Source organism: Rhodobacter lacus (assembly GCF_042683065.1).
GTDB lineage: Bacteria > Pseudomonadota > Alphaproteobacteria > Rhodobacterales > Rhodobacteraceae > Rhodobacter > Rhodobacter lacus.
The window spans coordinates 348,690-364,188 of record NZ_JBHUIX010000013.1 but is presented as its reverse complement, the minus strand read 5'-3'; the positions used below and the strand labels follow the sequence as shown (position 1 = coordinate 364,188).

The 15,499-nt window shown below is 65.8% G+C and carries 14 protein-coding genes; 6 read left to right on the top strand and 8 right to left on the bottom strand.

What is annotated here, in order from left to right:
- Nucleotides 1-63: 63 nt before the first annotated feature.
- Complete coding sequence (locus tag ACFSM0_RS13935; RefSeq protein ID WP_377391528.1) at nt 64-1,107, bottom strand: DUF475 domain-containing protein; 1,044 nt, start codon at nt 1,105-1,107, stop codon at nt 64-66.
- Between the two features lie 117 nt (nt 1,108-1,224).
- A complete protein-coding gene (gene speB / locus ACFSM0_RS13930; RefSeq protein ID WP_377391525.1) occupies nt 1,225-2,190 on the bottom strand; it encodes an agmatinase in 966 nt (321 codons plus the stop codon).
- A gap of 170 nt (nt 2,191-2,360) precedes the next feature.
- On the opposite strand from speB, the gene ACFSM0_RS13925 reads away from it, so the two are divergent.
- The 6 genes from ACFSM0_RS13925 (at nt 2,361) to ACFSM0_RS13900 (ending at nt 8,319) form a co-directional block, all read left to right on the top strand.
- Nucleotides 2,361-3,410, top strand: a complete 1,050-nt coding sequence (locus tag ACFSM0_RS13925; RefSeq protein ID WP_377391522.1) for a cytochrome-c peroxidase — start codon at nt 2,361-2,363, stop codon at nt 3,408-3,410.
- A gap of 310 nt (nt 3,411-3,720) precedes the next feature.
- The gene (locus ACFSM0_RS13920; RefSeq protein ID WP_377391519.1) at nt 3,721-4,017 is read left to right on the top strand and encodes an FtsB family cell division protein; all 297 of its coding nucleotides are present in this window, start codon (nt 3,721-3,723) and stop codon (nt 4,015-4,017) included.
- Nucleotides 4,018-4,151: 134 nt separating this feature from the next.
- A complete protein-coding gene (gene pdhA, locus ACFSM0_RS13915) occupies nt 4,152-5,156 on the top strand; it encodes a pyruvate dehydrogenase (acetyl-transferring) E1 component subunit alpha (RefSeq protein ID WP_377391516.1) in 1,005 nt (334 codons plus the stop codon).
- Between the two features lie 11 nt (nt 5,157-5,167).
- Nucleotides 5,168-6,544, top strand: a complete 1,377-nt coding sequence (locus ACFSM0_RS13910) for a pyruvate dehydrogenase complex E1 component subunit beta (RefSeq protein WP_377391513.1) — start codon at nt 5,168-5,170, stop codon at nt 6,542-6,544.
- 10 nt (nt 6,545-6,554) lie between these two features.
- Nucleotides 6,555-7,859: a pyruvate dehydrogenase complex dihydrolipoamide acetyltransferase gene (locus ACFSM0_RS13905; protein WP_377391510.1), complete on the top strand. Its 1,305-nt coding sequence runs from the start codon at nt 6,555-6,557 to the stop codon at nt 7,857-7,859.
- A gap of 124 nt (nt 7,860-7,983) precedes the next feature.
- The gene (locus ACFSM0_RS13900) at nt 7,984-8,319 is read left to right on the top strand and encodes a carboxymuconolactone decarboxylase family protein (protein ID WP_377391507.1); all 336 of its coding nucleotides are present in this window, start codon (nt 7,984-7,986) and stop codon (nt 8,317-8,319) included.
- A 111-nt stretch (nt 8,320-8,430) separates the two neighbouring features.
- On the opposite strand, the gene cysE is transcribed toward ACFSM0_RS13900, so the two are convergent.
- Genes cysE through ACFSM0_RS13870 form a run of 6 tightly spaced genes read right to left on the bottom strand, consistent with a single transcriptional unit; the run spans nt 8,431 to nt 15,493 of the window.
- Nucleotides 8,431-9,249 (bottom strand): serine O-acetyltransferase, encoded by an 819-nt coding sequence (cysE, locus tag ACFSM0_RS13895; RefSeq protein ID WP_377391504.1) that lies wholly within the window; start codon nt 9,247-9,249, stop codon nt 8,431-8,433.
- A 46-nt stretch (nt 9,250-9,295) separates the two neighbouring features.
- Nucleotides 9,296-9,607: a DUF7742 family protein gene (locus tag ACFSM0_RS13890; protein WP_377391501.1), complete on the bottom strand. Its 312-nt coding sequence runs from the start codon at nt 9,605-9,607 to the stop codon at nt 9,296-9,298.
- 2 nt (nt 9,608-9,609) lie between these two features.
- Nucleotides 9,610-13,515 carry a baseplate multidomain protein megatron gene (locus ACFSM0_RS13885; RefSeq protein WP_377391497.1) on the bottom strand — a complete coding sequence of 1,302 codons (3,906 nt, stop codon included), beginning with the start codon at nt 13,513-13,515 and terminating at the stop codon, nt 9,610-9,612.
- Nucleotides 13,516-13,977: a C40 family peptidase gene (locus ACFSM0_RS13880; protein ID WP_377391494.1), complete on the bottom strand. Its 462-nt coding sequence runs from the start codon at nt 13,975-13,977 to the stop codon at nt 13,516-13,518.
- Nucleotides 13,974-14,861 carry a DUF2163 domain-containing protein gene (locus tag ACFSM0_RS13875; RefSeq protein WP_377391491.1) on the bottom strand — a complete coding sequence of 296 codons (888 nt, stop codon included), beginning with the start codon at nt 14,859-14,861 and terminating at the stop codon, nt 13,974-13,976. Before ACFSM0_RS13875 ends, ACFSM0_RS13880 begins: the two co-directional genes overlap by 4 nt.
- A complete protein-coding gene (locus tag ACFSM0_RS13870) occupies nt 14,861-15,493 on the bottom strand; it encodes a phage distal tail protein, Rcc01695 family (protein ID WP_377391488.1) in 633 nt (210 codons plus the stop codon). Before ACFSM0_RS13870 ends, ACFSM0_RS13875 begins: the two co-directional genes overlap by 1 nt.
- Nucleotides 15,494-15,499 lie beyond the last annotated feature (6 nt).

Genomic DNA, 15,499 nt, shown 5'->3' with positions numbered 1-15,499 from the left:
CGATCACAACCTTGAAAACGCCGCGCCCCCTGCGCGGCGTTTTGCTTTTGGCGTTAAGGCGCGTTATTCGCAGGGTTCGGGATTGGCACGCCGCCAGCGCACCGAAGAAAAGAAGCTCATGCCGATGAACAGCACCCCGAGCAAGCCGGTCGCCCATTCCGGCACCGGCATCAGGGTTTGTGCAAACATCGCCACGGAGAGCACGAGGATGGACCAGAACGCCCCGTGCTCAAGGAAGCGGAACTCCGAGAGCGCGTGCCGTTCCACCAGCATCACCGTCATCGAGCGCACGTAGAACGCGCCGATACCAAGGCCGATCGCGATCAGGAACAGGTTTTGCGTCAGGGCAAAGGCGCCGATCACCCCGTCAAAGCTGAACGACGCATCCAGCACTTCGAGATAGAGGAAGGCGCCGATCCCGCCGCGCGCCATTTCCGACGAGAGCGACCCGCGGTCGATCACCTGACCGATGCCCTCGACCGCGAGAAAGGTCAACAGCCCGGTGCAGGCGGCAATCAGGAAGCTGCGTTCCTCCTGCATCGGCTGAACCCAGACCACGAACAGAACGAGCATCAGCACAAAGCCGATTTCAAGCCCGCGCACCGAGGCGCAGGCGCTCAACCGCCGCTCAAGCGCCGGAAACCAATGCACTTCCTTGCCGGCATCGACAAAGTAGCTCAACGCCACCATCATCAGGAACGCGCCGCCAAAACCGGCAATCGAGACATGGGCGCCGTCGATGATATGGGCATATTCACGCGGTTCGGTCGCGGCGAGCCGGATCGCCTCCCATGGCCCCACATGGGCCGCCACAACCACGATCATCAGCGGAAACAGGATCCGCATGCCAAAGACGGCAATGAGTATCCCCCAGGTCAAAAACCTGCGCTGCCAGATCGGTGTCATCCGGCTGAGTTTGTTCGCATTGACGATCGCATTGTCGAAGGAGAGCGAGATTTCCAGCACCGCGAGCACGCAGGCGACGAAAAAGAACGACATCGCGCCGGAGAATGTGTGCTCGTAGACGAAGCCCAGCCAGAGCGCGAGCATCAGACCGATTGCTGTGAAGCCGAAGGCCCAGCCGAAAAAGTGGAAGGCGCTGCGCATTCTGTCCCCGCTTTGGCGGCCGAACCCCCTTCGGCCGCAGTGCTTTTGCTCGATGTAGGAAGGCAGGAGGCTTGCTGCAAGCCCCTGCCCCGCCCCTGCGCGATTGTGACCTGCCTCTTAGCCCTTGCGGCGGGTAAAGCCGTAAAGCGCAATGAGTTCGCTTGCCACATGCGCGCCCGCAATCGCCGTGGCGCCGGTGGGGTCATAGGGCGGCGAGACCTCGACCACATCGCCGCCGACAAGGTTCACCCCCGCGAGCCCGCGCAAAAGCGCCGCCGCCTGCCAGGAGGCGAGCCCGCCCCAGACCGGCGTGCCGGTGCCGGGGGCAAAGGCCGGGTCGAGACAGTCGATATCAAAGCTGATGTAGCAGGGCCGGGTGCCGACAATGTCGCGGATGCGCGCCAGCGTCGCCTCGATCCCCTCACGGTGAACGAAGGGCGCATCGAGGATATGCACCCCGCAGGTGTCGGGGTTGTCGGTGCGGATGCCGACAGAGACGGTGGTCTCGGGCGCGACATAGCCAAGCTTCAACGCCTTGTAGAGGAAGGTGCCATGGTCGATCCGGGCCATGTCGTCATCGGCCCAGGTGTCGGAATGCGCGTCAAAATGGATCAGCGCAACCGGGCCATGCCGGGCCGCCATGGCGCGCAGGATCGGCAGGGTGATGAAATGATCCCCCCCGAGCGTGATCACCCCCGCCCCCGCTTGGAGAATCGTGGCGATGTGGTCGGTGACACGGTCGGGAAAGCTCGCGGTATGGGCATAATCGAAGGCAAGATCGCCATAATCGACAATGCTGAGTTCGCTCAGCGGATCATAGCCCCAGCCATAGGGCGCATCGAAGGCCTGCAGCGTTGCGGCCTCGCGGATCGCGCGCGGGCCAAAGCGCGTGCCGGGCCGGTTTGTCACCGCCTGATCAAACGGAACCCCGGTGACTGCAAGCTCCACACCGGTCAGGTCTTTGGTGTAGCGGCGCCGCAAAAACGAGGGCGCGCCGGCAAAGGCGTTCTCATAGGCAAGGCCGCGCAACTCCGCCCGTGTGAATGCCGTATCTATTTGATTTTTTGCGTCTTCCAGTGCCATGAGCGCCCTCCCTGAGGGCCTCACTATGCGCCATGCGCGGGTAGAAGTGTCAACCAAAACCTGCGACAGCCCGTCGCATCTGGAACTATTCCAACTTTGATCTGGATCAATCCTCTCACGCCGCTGTGAACTTAGATTTATTCTACCTTTCGTTATGGAGGACAGGGTCCATGAAACTCAAACTTGCGGCTGCGCTGGCGTTGACGTCGGCGTTGGCCACCCCCGTTTTGGCCGATGACGCGGCTCTGCGCGAAGAAGCCAAAGGCCTCTTCGAGGTGATTCCGATGCAGGCCCCGCAACTGGCCGACCGCAATGCGATCACCCGCGACAAGGTCGACCTTGGCGCGATGCTGTTCTTCGATCCGCGGATGTCGAAATCGGGCGTGTTCTCCTGCCAATCGTGCCACAACATCGGCCTTGGCGGCGTTGACGGGCTCGAAACCTCGGTCGGCCACGGCTGGCAACAGGGGCCGCGCAACGCCCCCACCATGCTCAACGCCGTCTTCAACATCGCGCAATTCTGGGATGGCCGCGCCCCCGACCTCGCCGCGCAGGCAAAAGGCCCGGTGCAGGCGGGCGTCGAGATGAACAACACGCCGGACAATCTCGTCGCCACGGTGAAATCGATGCCGGGCTATGTGAGCGCCTTCGCCGCGGCCTTCCCGGGCGAGGCCGACCCGATCAGCTTTGACAATTTCGCGCTGGCCGTGGAGGCGTTCGAGGCCACGCTGATCACGCCGAACTCGAAATTCGACCAGTTCCTGATGGGCAGTGACGGGGCGATGAGCGCGGATGAAAAGGCCGGCCTGCAGCTCTTCATGGATACCGGCTGCGCAAGCTGCCACAACGGCATCAACATCGGCGGCAACGGCTATTATCCGTTTGGCGTGGTGGAAACCCCCGGCGCCGAGATCCTGCCCGAGGGCGATACCGGCCGCTTCAAGGTCACGGCCACGGCAGATGACGAATATGTCTTCCGCGCCGGGCCGCTGCGCAATATCGCGCTCACCGCGCCCTATTTCCACTCCGGCAAGGTCTGGGATCTGAAAGAAGCGGTGGCGGTGATGGCGAACTCGCAGCTGGGCGCCGAGCTGGATGAAACGCAGATCGACCAGATCACGGCCTTCCTCACCGCATTGACCGGCGAGCAACCGCAGGTGGTGCACCCGACGCTGCCGGTGCGCACGGCCGCAACGCCGAAACCGGCGCCGATGAACTGAGGCGAGGCCCGGCACGAGACCGGAAGGCGCGAGGCTCGTCCTCGCGCCTTTTCTGTCAGGACCGCGCGCAGCCCCGTGCCGCGCGGCCAAACTGTTCGCCCGGGAATGGCACCCTGCGCGGGGGGCCTCCCCCCGCGAAAAGCAGGGGGTCCGGGGGGCGCAGCCCCCCGGTGGGTCGCCTCGGCCTGCCGAGGCGAAATCCCGGCGCGGTCAAAATTTCGCCGCCGGGCAAGCAAGGGGGATTCCCAAATCGGCGCCGTTCTGGCATTCTTGGCGCAACGTCCGGCAGAGACGCACCACGAGGCAATGCATGTTCCCCAAAGGTCCGAAGGTCTTTCCCTTCGTTTATTATTCGCTCGCCGCGGTCTTGGCGATGAACTTTGCCTTTGCGGCGACTCAGGGGCCCAATGGCATTTTTCGCCGCGTTCAGCTTGATGCGGAAATTGCGCGCGCCGAGGCCACGCGCGATGCGCTGCAGGGCGAACATGCGCGCATGGCGAATCTCACCCATCGCCTCTCCGATGATTACCTCGACCTCGATCTGCTCGATGAACGCGCCCGCGATGTGCTTGGCACGCTGCGCGCCGACGAGATCGTGATCCGCTGACCCTGCCCGCTTTTGCACGCCCCGCCCCGCGCCCTTGGCTGCGGGGCTTTGTCGCAGCAGTCATTGCATCTGCGCCCGGCTTGCGCTAAGTGATGGTTTAACGTTGAACTATCACGAACCCGGGAGGCTGTCCGATGGCGACACGCAAAACCCCCGAGACAGCGGCGCCGCAGCGGCCCAATGTCTCGAAGGAGGATCTGCTCAGATATTACCGCGACATGCTGCTGATCCGGCGCTTCGAGGAGAAGGCGGGCCAGCTTTACGGCATGGGGCTGATCGGCGGGTTCTGCCATCTCTACATCGGTCAGGAAGCCGTCGTGGTCGGGCTTGAGGCCGCCGCCAAAGAGGGTGACAAGCGCATCACCTCCTACCGCGACCACGGCCATATGCTCGCCTGCGACATGGACCCCAAAGGCGTGATGGCCGAACTCACCGGCCGCACCGGCGGGCTCTCCAAGGGCAAGGGCGGCTCGATGCACATGTTCTCGAAAGAGAAGCATTTTTACGGCGGCCACGGCATCGTCGGCGCGCAGGTGCCGCTTGGCGCGGGCCTTGCCTTTGCCGATAAATACAAGGGCAACGACAACGTCACCTTCACCTATTTCGGCGACGGCGCCGCGAACCAGGGCCAGGTCTACGAGACCTTCAACATGGCCGCGCTCTGGAAGCTGCCGGTGGTGTTCGTGATCGAGAACAACCAATATGCGATGGGCACGTCGCAAAAACGCTCGACCTCCACGCCCGACATCCACACCCGCGGCACCTCTTTCGGCATTCCCGGCGAAGTGGTGGACGGCATGGATGTGCTCGCGGTGAAGGCGGCGGGCGAGAAGGCGGTGGCGCATTGCCGCTCCGGCGCGGGCCCCTACATCCTCGAAGTGAAAACCTACCGCTACCGCGGCCATTCGATGTCGGACCCGGCCAAGTATCGCTCCCGCGAAGAGGTGCAAAAGATGCGCGACGAGCGCGACTGCATCGAGAACGTGCGCGAGCTGCTGCTCTCGGGCGGCCATGCCACGGACGAAGACCTCAAGGCGGTGGACCGCGAAATCAAGGCCGTGGTGAACGAAGCGGCCGAATTCTCGAAAACGAGCCCCGAGCCCGCACTTGAAGAGCTCTGGACCGACATCACCGCGTGAGGGGAAAGACCATGGCAACCGAAGTATTGATGCCCGCCCTCTCGCCGACGATGGAGGAGGGCACGCTGGCGAAATGGCTGGTCAAGGAGGGCGACGCCGTCACCTCCGGCCAGATCATCGCCGAAATCGAGACCGACAAGGCAACGATGGAATTTGAAGCCGTCGACGAGGGCACTGTGGGCAAGATCCTGATCGCCGAGGGCACCTCGGGCGTGAAGGTCAACACGCCGATCATGGTGCTGATCGAAGAGGGCGAGAGCGCCGATGCGGCCCCCGCGCCCGCCGCAGCCGCAGCCCCCGCCCCGGCGCCCGAGGCCAATGCGCCCGCGGCCAGCGCCCCCGCGCAAGCCGCCGCCCCGGTCGAAGTGGTCTCCAAAGCCAGCGCCGACTGGCCCGAGGGCACCGAGATGAGAACGATGACGGTGCGCGAGGCGCTGCGCGAGGCGATGGCCGAAGAGATGCGCGGCAATGAAAACGTGTTTCTCATGGGCGAGGAAGTGGGCGAGTATCAAGGCGCCTACAAGATCAGCCAGGGCCTGCTTGACGAGTTCGGCGCCGCCCGCGTGATCGACACGCCGATCACCGAACACGGCTTTGCCGGTATCGCGGTGGGCGCGGCCTTTGGCGGGCTGCAGCCGATCGTCGAATTCATGACCTTCAACTTCGCGATGCAGGCGATCGACCAGATCATCAACTCGGCGGCCAAAACGCTTTACATGTCGGGGGGCCAGATGGGCTGCCCGATCGTGTTCCGCGGCCCGAACGGCGCCGCCGCCCGCGTCGGCGCCCAGCACAGCCAGGATTACGCCGCCTGGTATGCGCAAATCCCCGGCCTCAAAGTGGTGATGCCCTATTCCGCAGCCGACGCGAAGGGCCTTTTGAAAACCGCAATCCGTGACCCGAACCCGGTGATCTTCCTCGAAAACGAGATCATGTATGGCCGCTCGTTCGAGGTGCCGGCGCTCGACGATTTCACCATCCCCTTCGGCAAGGCGCGGATCTGGCGCGAGGGCACGGATGTCACCCTCGTCAGCTTCGGCATCGGCATGAGCCATGCGCTCGAGGCCGCCGACAAGCTCGCCGCCGAGGGGATCTCGGCGGAGGTGATCGACCTGCGCACACTGCGCCCGATCGACTATGACACGGTGCTCGCCTCGGTGATGAAAACCAACCGCTGCGTCACGGTGGAAGAAGGCTGGCCGGTCGGCGCCATCGGCAACCATCTGAGTGCGGTGATCATGGAGCGCGCCTTCGATTACCTCGATGCGCCGGTGCTCAACTGCACCGGCAAGGATGTGCCGATGCCCTATGCCGCCAACCTCGAAAAACTGGCGCTGGTGACATCGGATGAAGTCGTCGCCGCCGTCAAACGCGTCTGCTACCGGTAAGGAGGGCAAAATGGCTGTAGAAATCCTGATGCCCGCGCTCTCCCCCACGATGGAGGAAGGCACGCTCGCGAAATGGCTGGTGCAGGAGGGCGACGCCGTCACCTCCGGCCAGATCATCGCCGAGATCGAGACCGACAAGGCGACGATGGAATTCGAAGCGGTCGATGAAGGCACGATGGGCAAGATCCTGATCGCCGAGGGCACCTCGGGCGTGAAGGTCAACACCCCCATCGCCGTGCTGATCGAAGAGGGCGAAAGCGCCGATGCGCTGCCTGCACCGGCGCCCGCGCCGAAGGCCCAGGCCGAGCCGATGCCCGCCGTCCTTGAAGACGCCCCGGCCCCCGCTCCGGCGCAAGCCTCTGCCGCTCCCGCGCAAAAGGCACCGGGCGCGCGGATCTTCGCCTCGCCGCTTGCGCGCCGGATCGCCGCCGAGAAGGGGCTCGATCTTGCCGCCCTGAAAGGCTCCGGCCCGCATGGCCGGATCGTCAAGGCCGATGTCGAGGGGGCAAGCGCCGCCCCGAAAGCGGCCCCTGCCCCCGTGGCTCCGGCGCAAGCCGCATCCGCACCGGCCGCGGCCCCGGCCCCTGTCTCTGCGGCGAATGTCGCAAAACTCTACGAGGGCCGCAGCTATACCGAGATCCCGCTCGACGGCATGCGCAAGACCATCGCCGCCCGCCTCACCGAGGCGAAGCAGACGATCCCGCATTTCTACCTGCGCCGCGCGGTGAAACTCGATGCGCTTCTCGCCTTCCGCGGGGAAATCAACCACCAGCTCCACGCCCGTGGCGTCAAGCTTTCGGTCAATGATTTCATCATCAAGGCCTCGGCCCTCGCGCTGCAACAGGTGCCTGCGGCCAATGCGGTCTGGGCGGGCGACCGGGTGCTGCAGATGAAAGCCTCCGATGTTGCCGTCGCCGTCGCGATCGAGGGCGGGCTCTTCACCCCGGTCCTGCAAGACGCCGAGATCAAGCCGCTCAGCCAGCTTTCGTCCGAGATGAAAGACCTCGCCACCCGGGCGCGCAGCCGCAAGCTTGCCCCGCACGAATACCAAGGCGGCAGCTTCGCAATCTCGAACCTCGGCATGATGGGGATCGAAAGCTTCGACGCCGTGATCAACCCGCCCCATGGCGCGATCCTTGCCGTCGGCGCGGGGGTGAAAAAGCCCGTCATCGGCGCCGATGGCACGATCGAAGTGGCGACAATGATGTCGCTCACCCTCTCGGTCGACCACCGGGTGATCGATGGCGCGCTTGGCGCAGAGCTTCTCGCCGCGATCGTCTCGAACCTCGAACACCCGATGGCCATGCTCGCCTGAACGCCCCCCTCCCCCCTGAAAGAAGCCCTCCGCTTGCGGGGGGCTTTTTGTTTTGGCTCAAGGCGGAACAAATTGCGATATGTTATTTTCTAGGTGGAGCCATCCAAAGCCGAAAGGACAGATCATGGACTGGACCACCGAACTCGACACGATCCGCAAGGAAATGGCCGATTACGCGACCAAGCAGCCCGCCACGCAAAAGGGATTCGGCACGCTTCACCATGAAGCCCTTGCCGAGGGCGTGCTCTCGACCAAGCAAAAGGAACTGATCTCGCTTGCCATCGGCATCGCCCGGCAATGCTCCTATTGCATCGGCCTGCATGTGCAGGCCTGCATCGCCGCGGGCGCGACCCGCGCCGAGGTCGAGGAAACGGTGAATGTCTCGGTGCTGATGGGCGGAGGCCCGTCGCTGATGTATGGCCTGAAGGCGCTCGAAGCCTATGACCAGTTGAAGGGCTGAGCGGGGGCCGAAAAAGCAGGGGGGACCCGGGGGGCCTGCCCCCCGAAAAGCAGGGGGTCCGGGGGGCGCAGCCCCCCGGCGGGTCGCCTCGGCCCTGCCGAGGCGAAAGCCTCACCCCTCGCAGTCGCAGCCGCGCAATTGCTGGTCCATGCTGACCGAAGGATGCGCGCAGCCCGCCTCGCCCACGATCTTCGCGGGCACGCCGGCGACGGTCTTGCAGCGCGGCACATCGGCAAGCACCACCGAGCCCGCGGCAATGCGCGAATTGTCGCCCACGTGGATATTGCCGAGCACCTTCGCGCCCGCTCCGATCAGCACGCCATTGCCAATCTTCGGATGGCGGTCCTGCTCTTCCTTGCCGGTGCCGCCCAAAGTCACCGAATGCAGCATCGAGACATTGTCGCCCACCACCGCCGTCTCGCCGATCACGATCGAATGGGCATGGTCGATCATCACCCCCCGCCCAATCCGCGCCGCGGGATGAATATCAACGCCAAACATCTCCGAGGTGCGCATCTGCACAAAATAGGCCATGTCAGTGCGCCCGACCCGCCAGAGCCAATGCGCAATGCGGTAGCTTTGCAGCGCCTGATAGCCTTTGAAGAAAAGGATCGGCTGGAGGAAGCGATGGCAGGCCGGGTCACGGTCATAAACCGCAACCAGATCGGCGCGCGCCGCCTGACCAAGATCAGGATCGCTGCTGAAGGCCTCATCGGCAATCTCGCGCAGAATCTGCTCGCTCATCTCGCCCGAGGCGAGCTTCAGCGAAAACCGAAAAGCCAAAGCACGCTCAAGCGTCGGATGGTGCAGCAGCCCGGCATGGATCAGCGCGCCCAAAAGCGGCTCGTCGCGCACCGCAGCATGCGCCTCCTCACAGATCTGGCTCCAGACCGGATCAACGGCAGCAACTTTCGCTTGGGTCTTGGCCATGGGAGGGCTCCTTCATCTCGTGCAATCCTAGCACAGTGTGTCGCCCTCAGATAGGGGACGAACGGGCCGGGGAAAAGACCCGTCGGCGCCATACCGCAATGGCAGCAAGAACAAGGCCAAGCGCTTCGAGCCTCTCCGCGCCCGGCCAGAGCGGGCGGCGGCGCGGCTCGCCCCGCGCCCGGTCCCCGAGCGAGCCTATCCCCCAAGCGGGATGCACCCGCCCCAGACGCTTGCGGTAAAGGTCCGCCGCATGCGCCTCCTCCAGCCAGCGCGCAAGCGCGGCCGCCCGCGCCTCCGGGGGGCAGGCCAAGGCCGCCTCCGCCGCGGCCAGCACATCATCGATGAGGATCGGGCGCATGGCTATCCGCCCAGCGCGATCTCTGCGGCCAGCCCCGGTCCGAAAATGTCGGAAACCTGCGCAACCGTGACGACAAAAGGCCCCGTGATCCCGTCGTCACCCCGCATCTGCGCCGAATAATTCCACGCGGATGTGCGCACAAAGGCCTCCCGGCGCAGCGCACCGCCCTCAAGCACGCGCACCCGGTAAAGCTCCTCGCTCTCCCCCAGCGGCACGTCATGGCCCGCCCAGCTGTCGGCATCGACCCGGCTCCGGCGCAGCCAGGTCAGCGCCCAGCCCGCCCCGAGCGCCGCCGCGCGCAGATGGCAGGGGCTGAGCGGGCGCAACCCCACGCCGGAAAATGCCTCGACACGGGGCACGAAGGACGGGTCATCATAGGGCCGCGCCGCCGCGCCGATGCGGTAATGCCGCGCGAGCCCGCGTGCGGCGGGCGCCAGCAAAATCTGTTCGGGCGCCGCATCGAGCAGCACCACCCGGCTCCCCACCGGCCAGAACGCAGGCATCAGCGCATCGCTGCCCAACTGGCCGCGCAGCCGCAGGCTGATCTCCCAAACCCGCGGCGCGTCGGGCACGGCAACCGCCGTTGCAAACTGGATCAACTCCCAGTTCTCGGCACTGCCATCGCCGATGGCCATCAGATTCGCGCCATTGAGCACCCGCTTTTCGTGCACCGCCTCAAGCGCCCCCGTGGCAAGCCGCAGCCGAAGCGGCGCCCCCCGGTCCCAAAGCCCCGGCCTTGCGCGCACCAAGGGCGAGAGCGTGCGCCCGATCACCGCGCGCCCGGCCAATGTCGCGTTGAGGCTGTAGCCCGCGTCTTCATCCGAAGACCAGACCGCCACCGTTCCCGGCCATGGCACGGCAGAAACGGCCAGATGCGGCGCATAGGGGTCTTCATCGCCACGCATCAGCGGCAAATCGAGGAACACCGGCGTCACCGGCACCGGCGCGGCAAAGGCGGCAAGCCGGGGCGGGTCTTCGACCTCATCGGCGGGGCGGTAGAGCCCGGGCTCGACCCGCACCGCCTCCACCTGCGCAAACTCGCCCTGTTCAACCCGGTCAATACGGTAGCGCCGCGCGCCCTCGGGCAGATCCAGCGCCACCACATCGCCCGCGCCCAGATCGCCGAGCGAGGGCGGCAGCGCAAAGCAAACGCCATCGCGTGCCACCCGCGCCTCCGCGAGCCAACGCTCGACCAACCCCTGCGCCTGCGCCCGGTCGAGCGCAAGCGGCAACTCCTGCCCCGCCGCAGCGCCGCCCGCCTCATCGGGGAACACCGCCTCCACGGCAGCGGCTTCAAAGTCGCCCTCCGCACTCACATAGGCAAGCCGCACCCGCCCGGCAATTTCCGCGCTCGCAGCCCGGCGCGTTTCCACCGCCGCCTCACTTTCGCCCAGCGCCAAAGTGGCCGGGTCGAGCCGCGCCGCGATCCGGCCATCACGGGTCTGAAACACCAGCGCCCCGCCCCGCTCCAGCGCCTCGAAACTGCACCCAAGCATCAGCGCCTGCAGCCCCGCCCGCCCGGTCTGCCCGCCGCTCATGGTGAAGCCGCGCACGAGCCCATAAAGCCCGCGCGTATCGACCGCGCGCACCCCGGCGCTAGCGCAGATCTCCCGCACCACATTGGCGAGCGGCTGCGCCACCGCACGCCCCGAGATCCAGTGCCCGCGCGCATAATTGTCTCCGTCGCTCCAAAGCGCGCGCAAGGCCGGAAACTGTGGCCAGGGCCGGGCATCCCACGCCCAGACATGCGCGCGCCCCAGATCCAGCATCTGCCCGCCATAGACGTCAGACACCGGATTGCGCGCGCCCTGCCAATAGTCGAGCATCGCGCGCAGATACTGCATCTGGATCAGCTCATCGCGTCGCCCGTCTGAAAACCACGGCAAAGCCGATTCCGAGCTTTTCGGGTCAAGAAACTTGTTGGGCTGGTTCGTGCCCTTATCCACAGCCGCACAGCCCATCTCGGTAAACCAGATCGGCTTTGAGCGCGGCTGCCACGCCGTCGGCGCAGAGGCGCGCACGCCCCCCACACGCTCGAAATGCTCCTGTTCCCAAAAGCTGCGGAGATCCTTCGCCCGCCAGATCCATGGCTCGCCATGATCGCCATCCGTAATCGGCGTGCGGATCTGCGCCGCGCGGTGCTCGGGCGCGGCGTAATACCAGTCGTAATACTCGCCGCCCTCGATATTCGCTTGCAGATAGTCGAGATTGTAAATCGCGCCCCAGCCCGCATCGAGATGGTCTTCGCCGTCGCGCCAATCCGACAGCGGCAGGTAATTGTCGATCCCGACAAAGTCGATATTGGCATCTGCCCAAAGCGGATCGAGGTGAAAAAAGCGATCCCCGTTCCCCGGCGCATAGCCCGAATATTCAGACCAATCCGCCGCATAGCCAAGCTTGCAATCCGGGCCCAGCACCGCGCGCACCTCACTGGCGAGGGCGATGAATTCCGCTACTGCCGGAAAGCTGTTGGCAGGGCCGCGGATCTGCGTCAGCGCCACCATCTCGGTGCCGATGCAAAAGGCTTCCACCCCGCCCGCAAGCGCGCACAAATGCGCGTAATGCAGGATGAAGCGGCGCATCCCCCAGTCTTCGGGGCCGGAATAGACCACTTCGCCGTCCACAACGGCAAAATCGCTCGCCTGCGCAGCGCCGAAAAACGCCGCCACCTGAGTTGCGGCCTCCGCGGTGCCATCGGGCGAGCCATCGCGGCCCGGCGCCACATCAAGCGTGATCCGCCCCCGCCACGGCAACGCGGGCTGGTCTGCGGCCTCGCTCCAGGGGTCAAACAGGCCATTCCCCGCCACCTGATCCATCAAGATGAACGGGTAAAAGGTCACCGCCTTGCCCGCGGCTTTGAGCGCGGCAATCGCCTCAAGCACCGCCGCATCCGCAGGCGTGCCGCCATAGATCGAACGCGCGTCCCCATCGCGCGGCACAAGTGCCGCGCTCGCCCGCGTCTGCCCGGCCACGCGCCACGGCATATTGGCGCCCTCGACATCCGCCGCCGTCACCTTGGGCACCACCGCACAAGACGCGCAGCGCAGATCCGAGCCAAACCAGCACACCACGAGCGAGACCGCCGCACAGGCGGGCAACTCCTCCTCAAGCCGCTCCAGAGACAGTGCAAAATCCGTCCCGCCTCCGGGCGCATTCTGGTTCACCGCAACCGTCTCGCCCGCGTCCCCTTCCAGATAAACCGGCGTCGTTGCCAGCGCATATTCGCCGGTGCCGGGAATGAGCGCCACGGCCCGCACCCCCGCCGCAAGATCCGGCGCCGCCTCAAGGGCTTCCCCCTGCGCCGCGCGCACCACCTCAAACGAGAACTGCGGCACCCGGTTGCCATAGGGCGAGAGCTCAAGATCCTCGATCACCACATAGGCGATGCCGCGATAGGCGGGCGCCTCCCCTTCCACCGCAGCAATCTTCGGGTCGGCCAGCTGATCCTCGCTGCCGTGATAAACCCGCAGGTTCAGGCGATCGCGCGCGATCTCGGTGCCATCGGCCCAAATCCGCCCCACGCGCAAAATCTCCCCCTCGCACAGCGCCAGCGCAAGGCTGACCGAATAGGAATAGCTCGTGGTGGTGGCCGAGGGCGCGCCCTTGCCGCTTTTCTGCACCGCCTTTGTCTCAAAAAACCGCGTCGCCCAGATCACCTGCCCCGCCACGCGCATCCGCCCCCAGAGCCGACCCACTGCCTCGCCCTCGGAGGCCGAGGCGAGGCGCAGCCGCTCCACCCGCCCGGTCTCCACGCTTTGCGAGCCCTGGCCCAAGAGGCGCTGATCAATCGCGCGCCCAAGCGTTGCGCCCACCGCACGCCCGATCACCGCCCCCGAAAGCCCGAGCACAGAGCCGCCAAAGCCCGCACCAATCGCGGCCCCCGCCGCGCCAAGAACCAGTGTCGCCATTCACCTCGGCTCCTTCGGAAACCAAAACCGCGCCACGATCCGGCGCTGCCACGGGCGCGAGAGCGGGCTCTCCACCACGCCATGCCCGCTATAGGCATGCACAAAGCTCGCACGTGCCCCGACCGCGCCCGCAATGCCCAAATGCTTGGCGACCCCGCCCGCGCGCATCCGAAACAGGAGCACCTCGCCCGGCGCCTCGGGCGCGTGGCCCTGTGGCCCCGGCAGCGCAATCAGGTGTTCGCAGGCCGCCCGCCACAGTGCCTCATCGTGCCCCGGCTCGGACCAATCCGCACTATAGGGCGGCACGGGCGCGGGCTCGGCGCCGTAAAGCGCGCGCCAGACCCCGCGCAGAAGGCCAAGGCAATCCGCCCCCGCGCCGAAGCTTGCGCCCTGATGCAGGTAAGGCGTGCCGATCCAGCGCCGCGCCTCCGCCAGCGCACGCTCCCCGATCTCGCCGCTCATCGAAACAGGCTCCCGCCGTCATTGGTGCCGCTTTCAACCGGATAGGAGACCAGCCAATCCTCCCCCGGAATATGCGGAAAGCCGCGAAAATTGGCGATGTTGTCAAACTTCAACCGGCAGGTCTCGGCGCGCTTGTCGCAGCCCGGCTCAAGGCGGAGTGCATCGCCCACCTCAAGCGGCGCGCCAAAGCCCGCCCAAGGCTCGACAAGGCGCGCCCCATCCGCGCGCAGCCGGTCGTTTTTCACCACTCCGACAAGGCCCGCCGCCGCGCCCGATTGCACCACCATTCGCCCTTTCTCGAACCAGCGATCCTCAAAGCCCTGGCCATGCGCAATCCGCACCGCATCGCCCTCAACCCCGGCCACGGTGGTGGTGAGCCCATAGCCGTCGCGGTTGAGGTTGAACCGGCAATGTCGATCCCCCAGCACCGCCGCGCAGCGCGGATGATACACCCGCCCCTGCTCCAGCCCGAGCGGGGCGCTGAGCCCGCGCAATTCCGCCGTAAACGCCCCCGCACCGCGCGTCACCTCGCCGATATCGCCGCGAAACAGCACCGCGCGCTGGCTCACATCGGCCCAGTTCACCAGCCAGATCGTCACCTCCGCGCCGTCATAGCGCCCGGCAAGCAGATCCGCCTCGGTGATCGCTTCCGCGCGCAGAGCGCCGTAACCTTCTGTATTATCGACAGAAAGACCGGTCGCCTGCAAAAGCGCCCGCGCCGTCATCCCGCTTTCGGGCGCAAAGCCCAGCCCCTCAAAGCTCAGCGCGCAATCATGATCGGTGAAGCCAAGCGCCACGCCATCGCGCCGCACCACTCGCCAGGCCCGCGCAAGCGTGGTGGTGCCGCTTGCCAGATGCGCCTTCAGATCCTCTGGATAGGCCATCAGACCCGCACCTCGACCACCGGCACCTGCGGCAGATCCCCGGCCTGAAAGGACTGCACCGAGACCGCGATCCGGTCCGTGTCAAAGCGCACCGGCACATCGAACTCAAAGCCCGCGGTGATCCGCGCGCCCTCCGCCGGGGGCTCAAAAAACGTCACATAACCGCTTTTGAAATCAACAGAAAAATTTACCGCCTCGGCCTGATGGTCGCCCTGAATCCCGGCCACCACCGTGCCCTCAACAGGCTTTGTGATCGGGCGATAATACGCCACGCCACCCGAGGCATAGAGCTTGCGCAGGGCAAAGCTGCGCGTCCTCCCGTCCCCCGTGCCGAGAAACTGATCCTCGTAATCGGGCGTGCCCGAGGCCGCACAGCTTTTGTAATCCGCCCAATCCTTCCAGCGAAAGGCATGGAGCTGGCCGCCGCGCGCCTCAAAAAACGCAATCAGCGCGCCCACGTCATCAAGCGCGCGCAGCCCGACCCCGGCATCATAGCGGCGCCGCGCATGGGCCCAGGGGCTGTTGCGCTCCTCGAACCCGTTGGCAAGCGTCACAATCTCGGTGCGCCGCTCCGGCCCGCCCACCGAGCCAAAGCTCAGATTGGCGGGAAAGCGAACTTCGTGAAAAGCCATGATCCC

Bases quoted from the DNA above. Each gene is read 5' to 3' on its own strand.
- ACFSM0_RS13910 (WP_377391513.1), top strand. From the start codon at position 5,168: ATGGCAACCGAAGTATTGATGCCCGCCCTCTCGCCGACGATGGAGGAG.
- speB (WP_377391525.1), bottom strand. From the start codon at position 2,190: ATGGCACTGGAAGACGCAAAAAATCAAATAGATACGGCATTCACACGG.
- ACFSM0_RS13885 (WP_377391497.1), bottom strand. From the start codon at position 13,515: ATGGCGACACTGGTTCTTGGCGCGGCGGGGGCCGCGATTGGTGCGGGC.
- ACFSM0_RS13875 (WP_377391491.1), bottom strand. From the start codon at position 14,861: ATGGCCTATCCAGAGGATCTGAAGGCGCATCTGGCAAGCGGCACCACC.
- ACFSM0_RS13925 (WP_377391522.1), top strand. From the start codon at position 2,361: ATGAAACTCAAACTTGCGGCTGCGCTGGCGTTGACGTCGGCGTTGGCC.
- ACFSM0_RS13890 (WP_377391501.1), bottom strand. From the start codon at position 9,607: ATGCGCCCGATCCTCATCGATGATGTGCTGGCCGCGGCGGAGGCGGCC.
- ACFSM0_RS13905 (WP_377391510.1), top strand. From the start codon at position 6,555: ATGGCTGTAGAAATCCTGATGCCCGCGCTCTCCCCCACGATGGAGGAA.
- ACFSM0_RS13870 (WP_377391488.1), bottom strand. From the start codon at position 15,493: ATGGCTTTTCACGAAGTTCGCTTTCCCGCCAATCTGAGCTTTGGCTCG.
- pdhA (WP_377391516.1), top strand. From the start codon at position 4,152: ATGGCGACACGCAAAACCCCCGAGACAGCGGCGCCGCAGCGGCCCAAT.
- cysE (WP_377391504.1), bottom strand. From the start codon at position 9,249: ATGGCCAAGACCCAAGCGAAAGTTGCTGCCGTTGATCCGGTCTGGAGC.
- ACFSM0_RS13900 (WP_377391507.1), top strand. From the start codon at position 7,984: ATGGACTGGACCACCGAACTCGACACGATCCGCAAGGAAATGGCCGAT.
- ACFSM0_RS13920 (WP_377391519.1), top strand. From the start codon at position 3,721: ATGTTCCCCAAAGGTCCGAAGGTCTTTCCCTTCGTTTATTATTCGCTC.
- ACFSM0_RS13880 (WP_377391494.1), bottom strand. From the start codon at position 13,977: ATGAGCGGCGAGATCGGGGAGCGTGCGCTGGCGGAGGCGCGGCGCTGG.
- ACFSM0_RS13935 (WP_377391528.1), bottom strand. From the start codon at position 1,107: ATGCGCAGCGCCTTCCACTTTTTCGGCTGGGCCTTCGGCTTCACAGCA.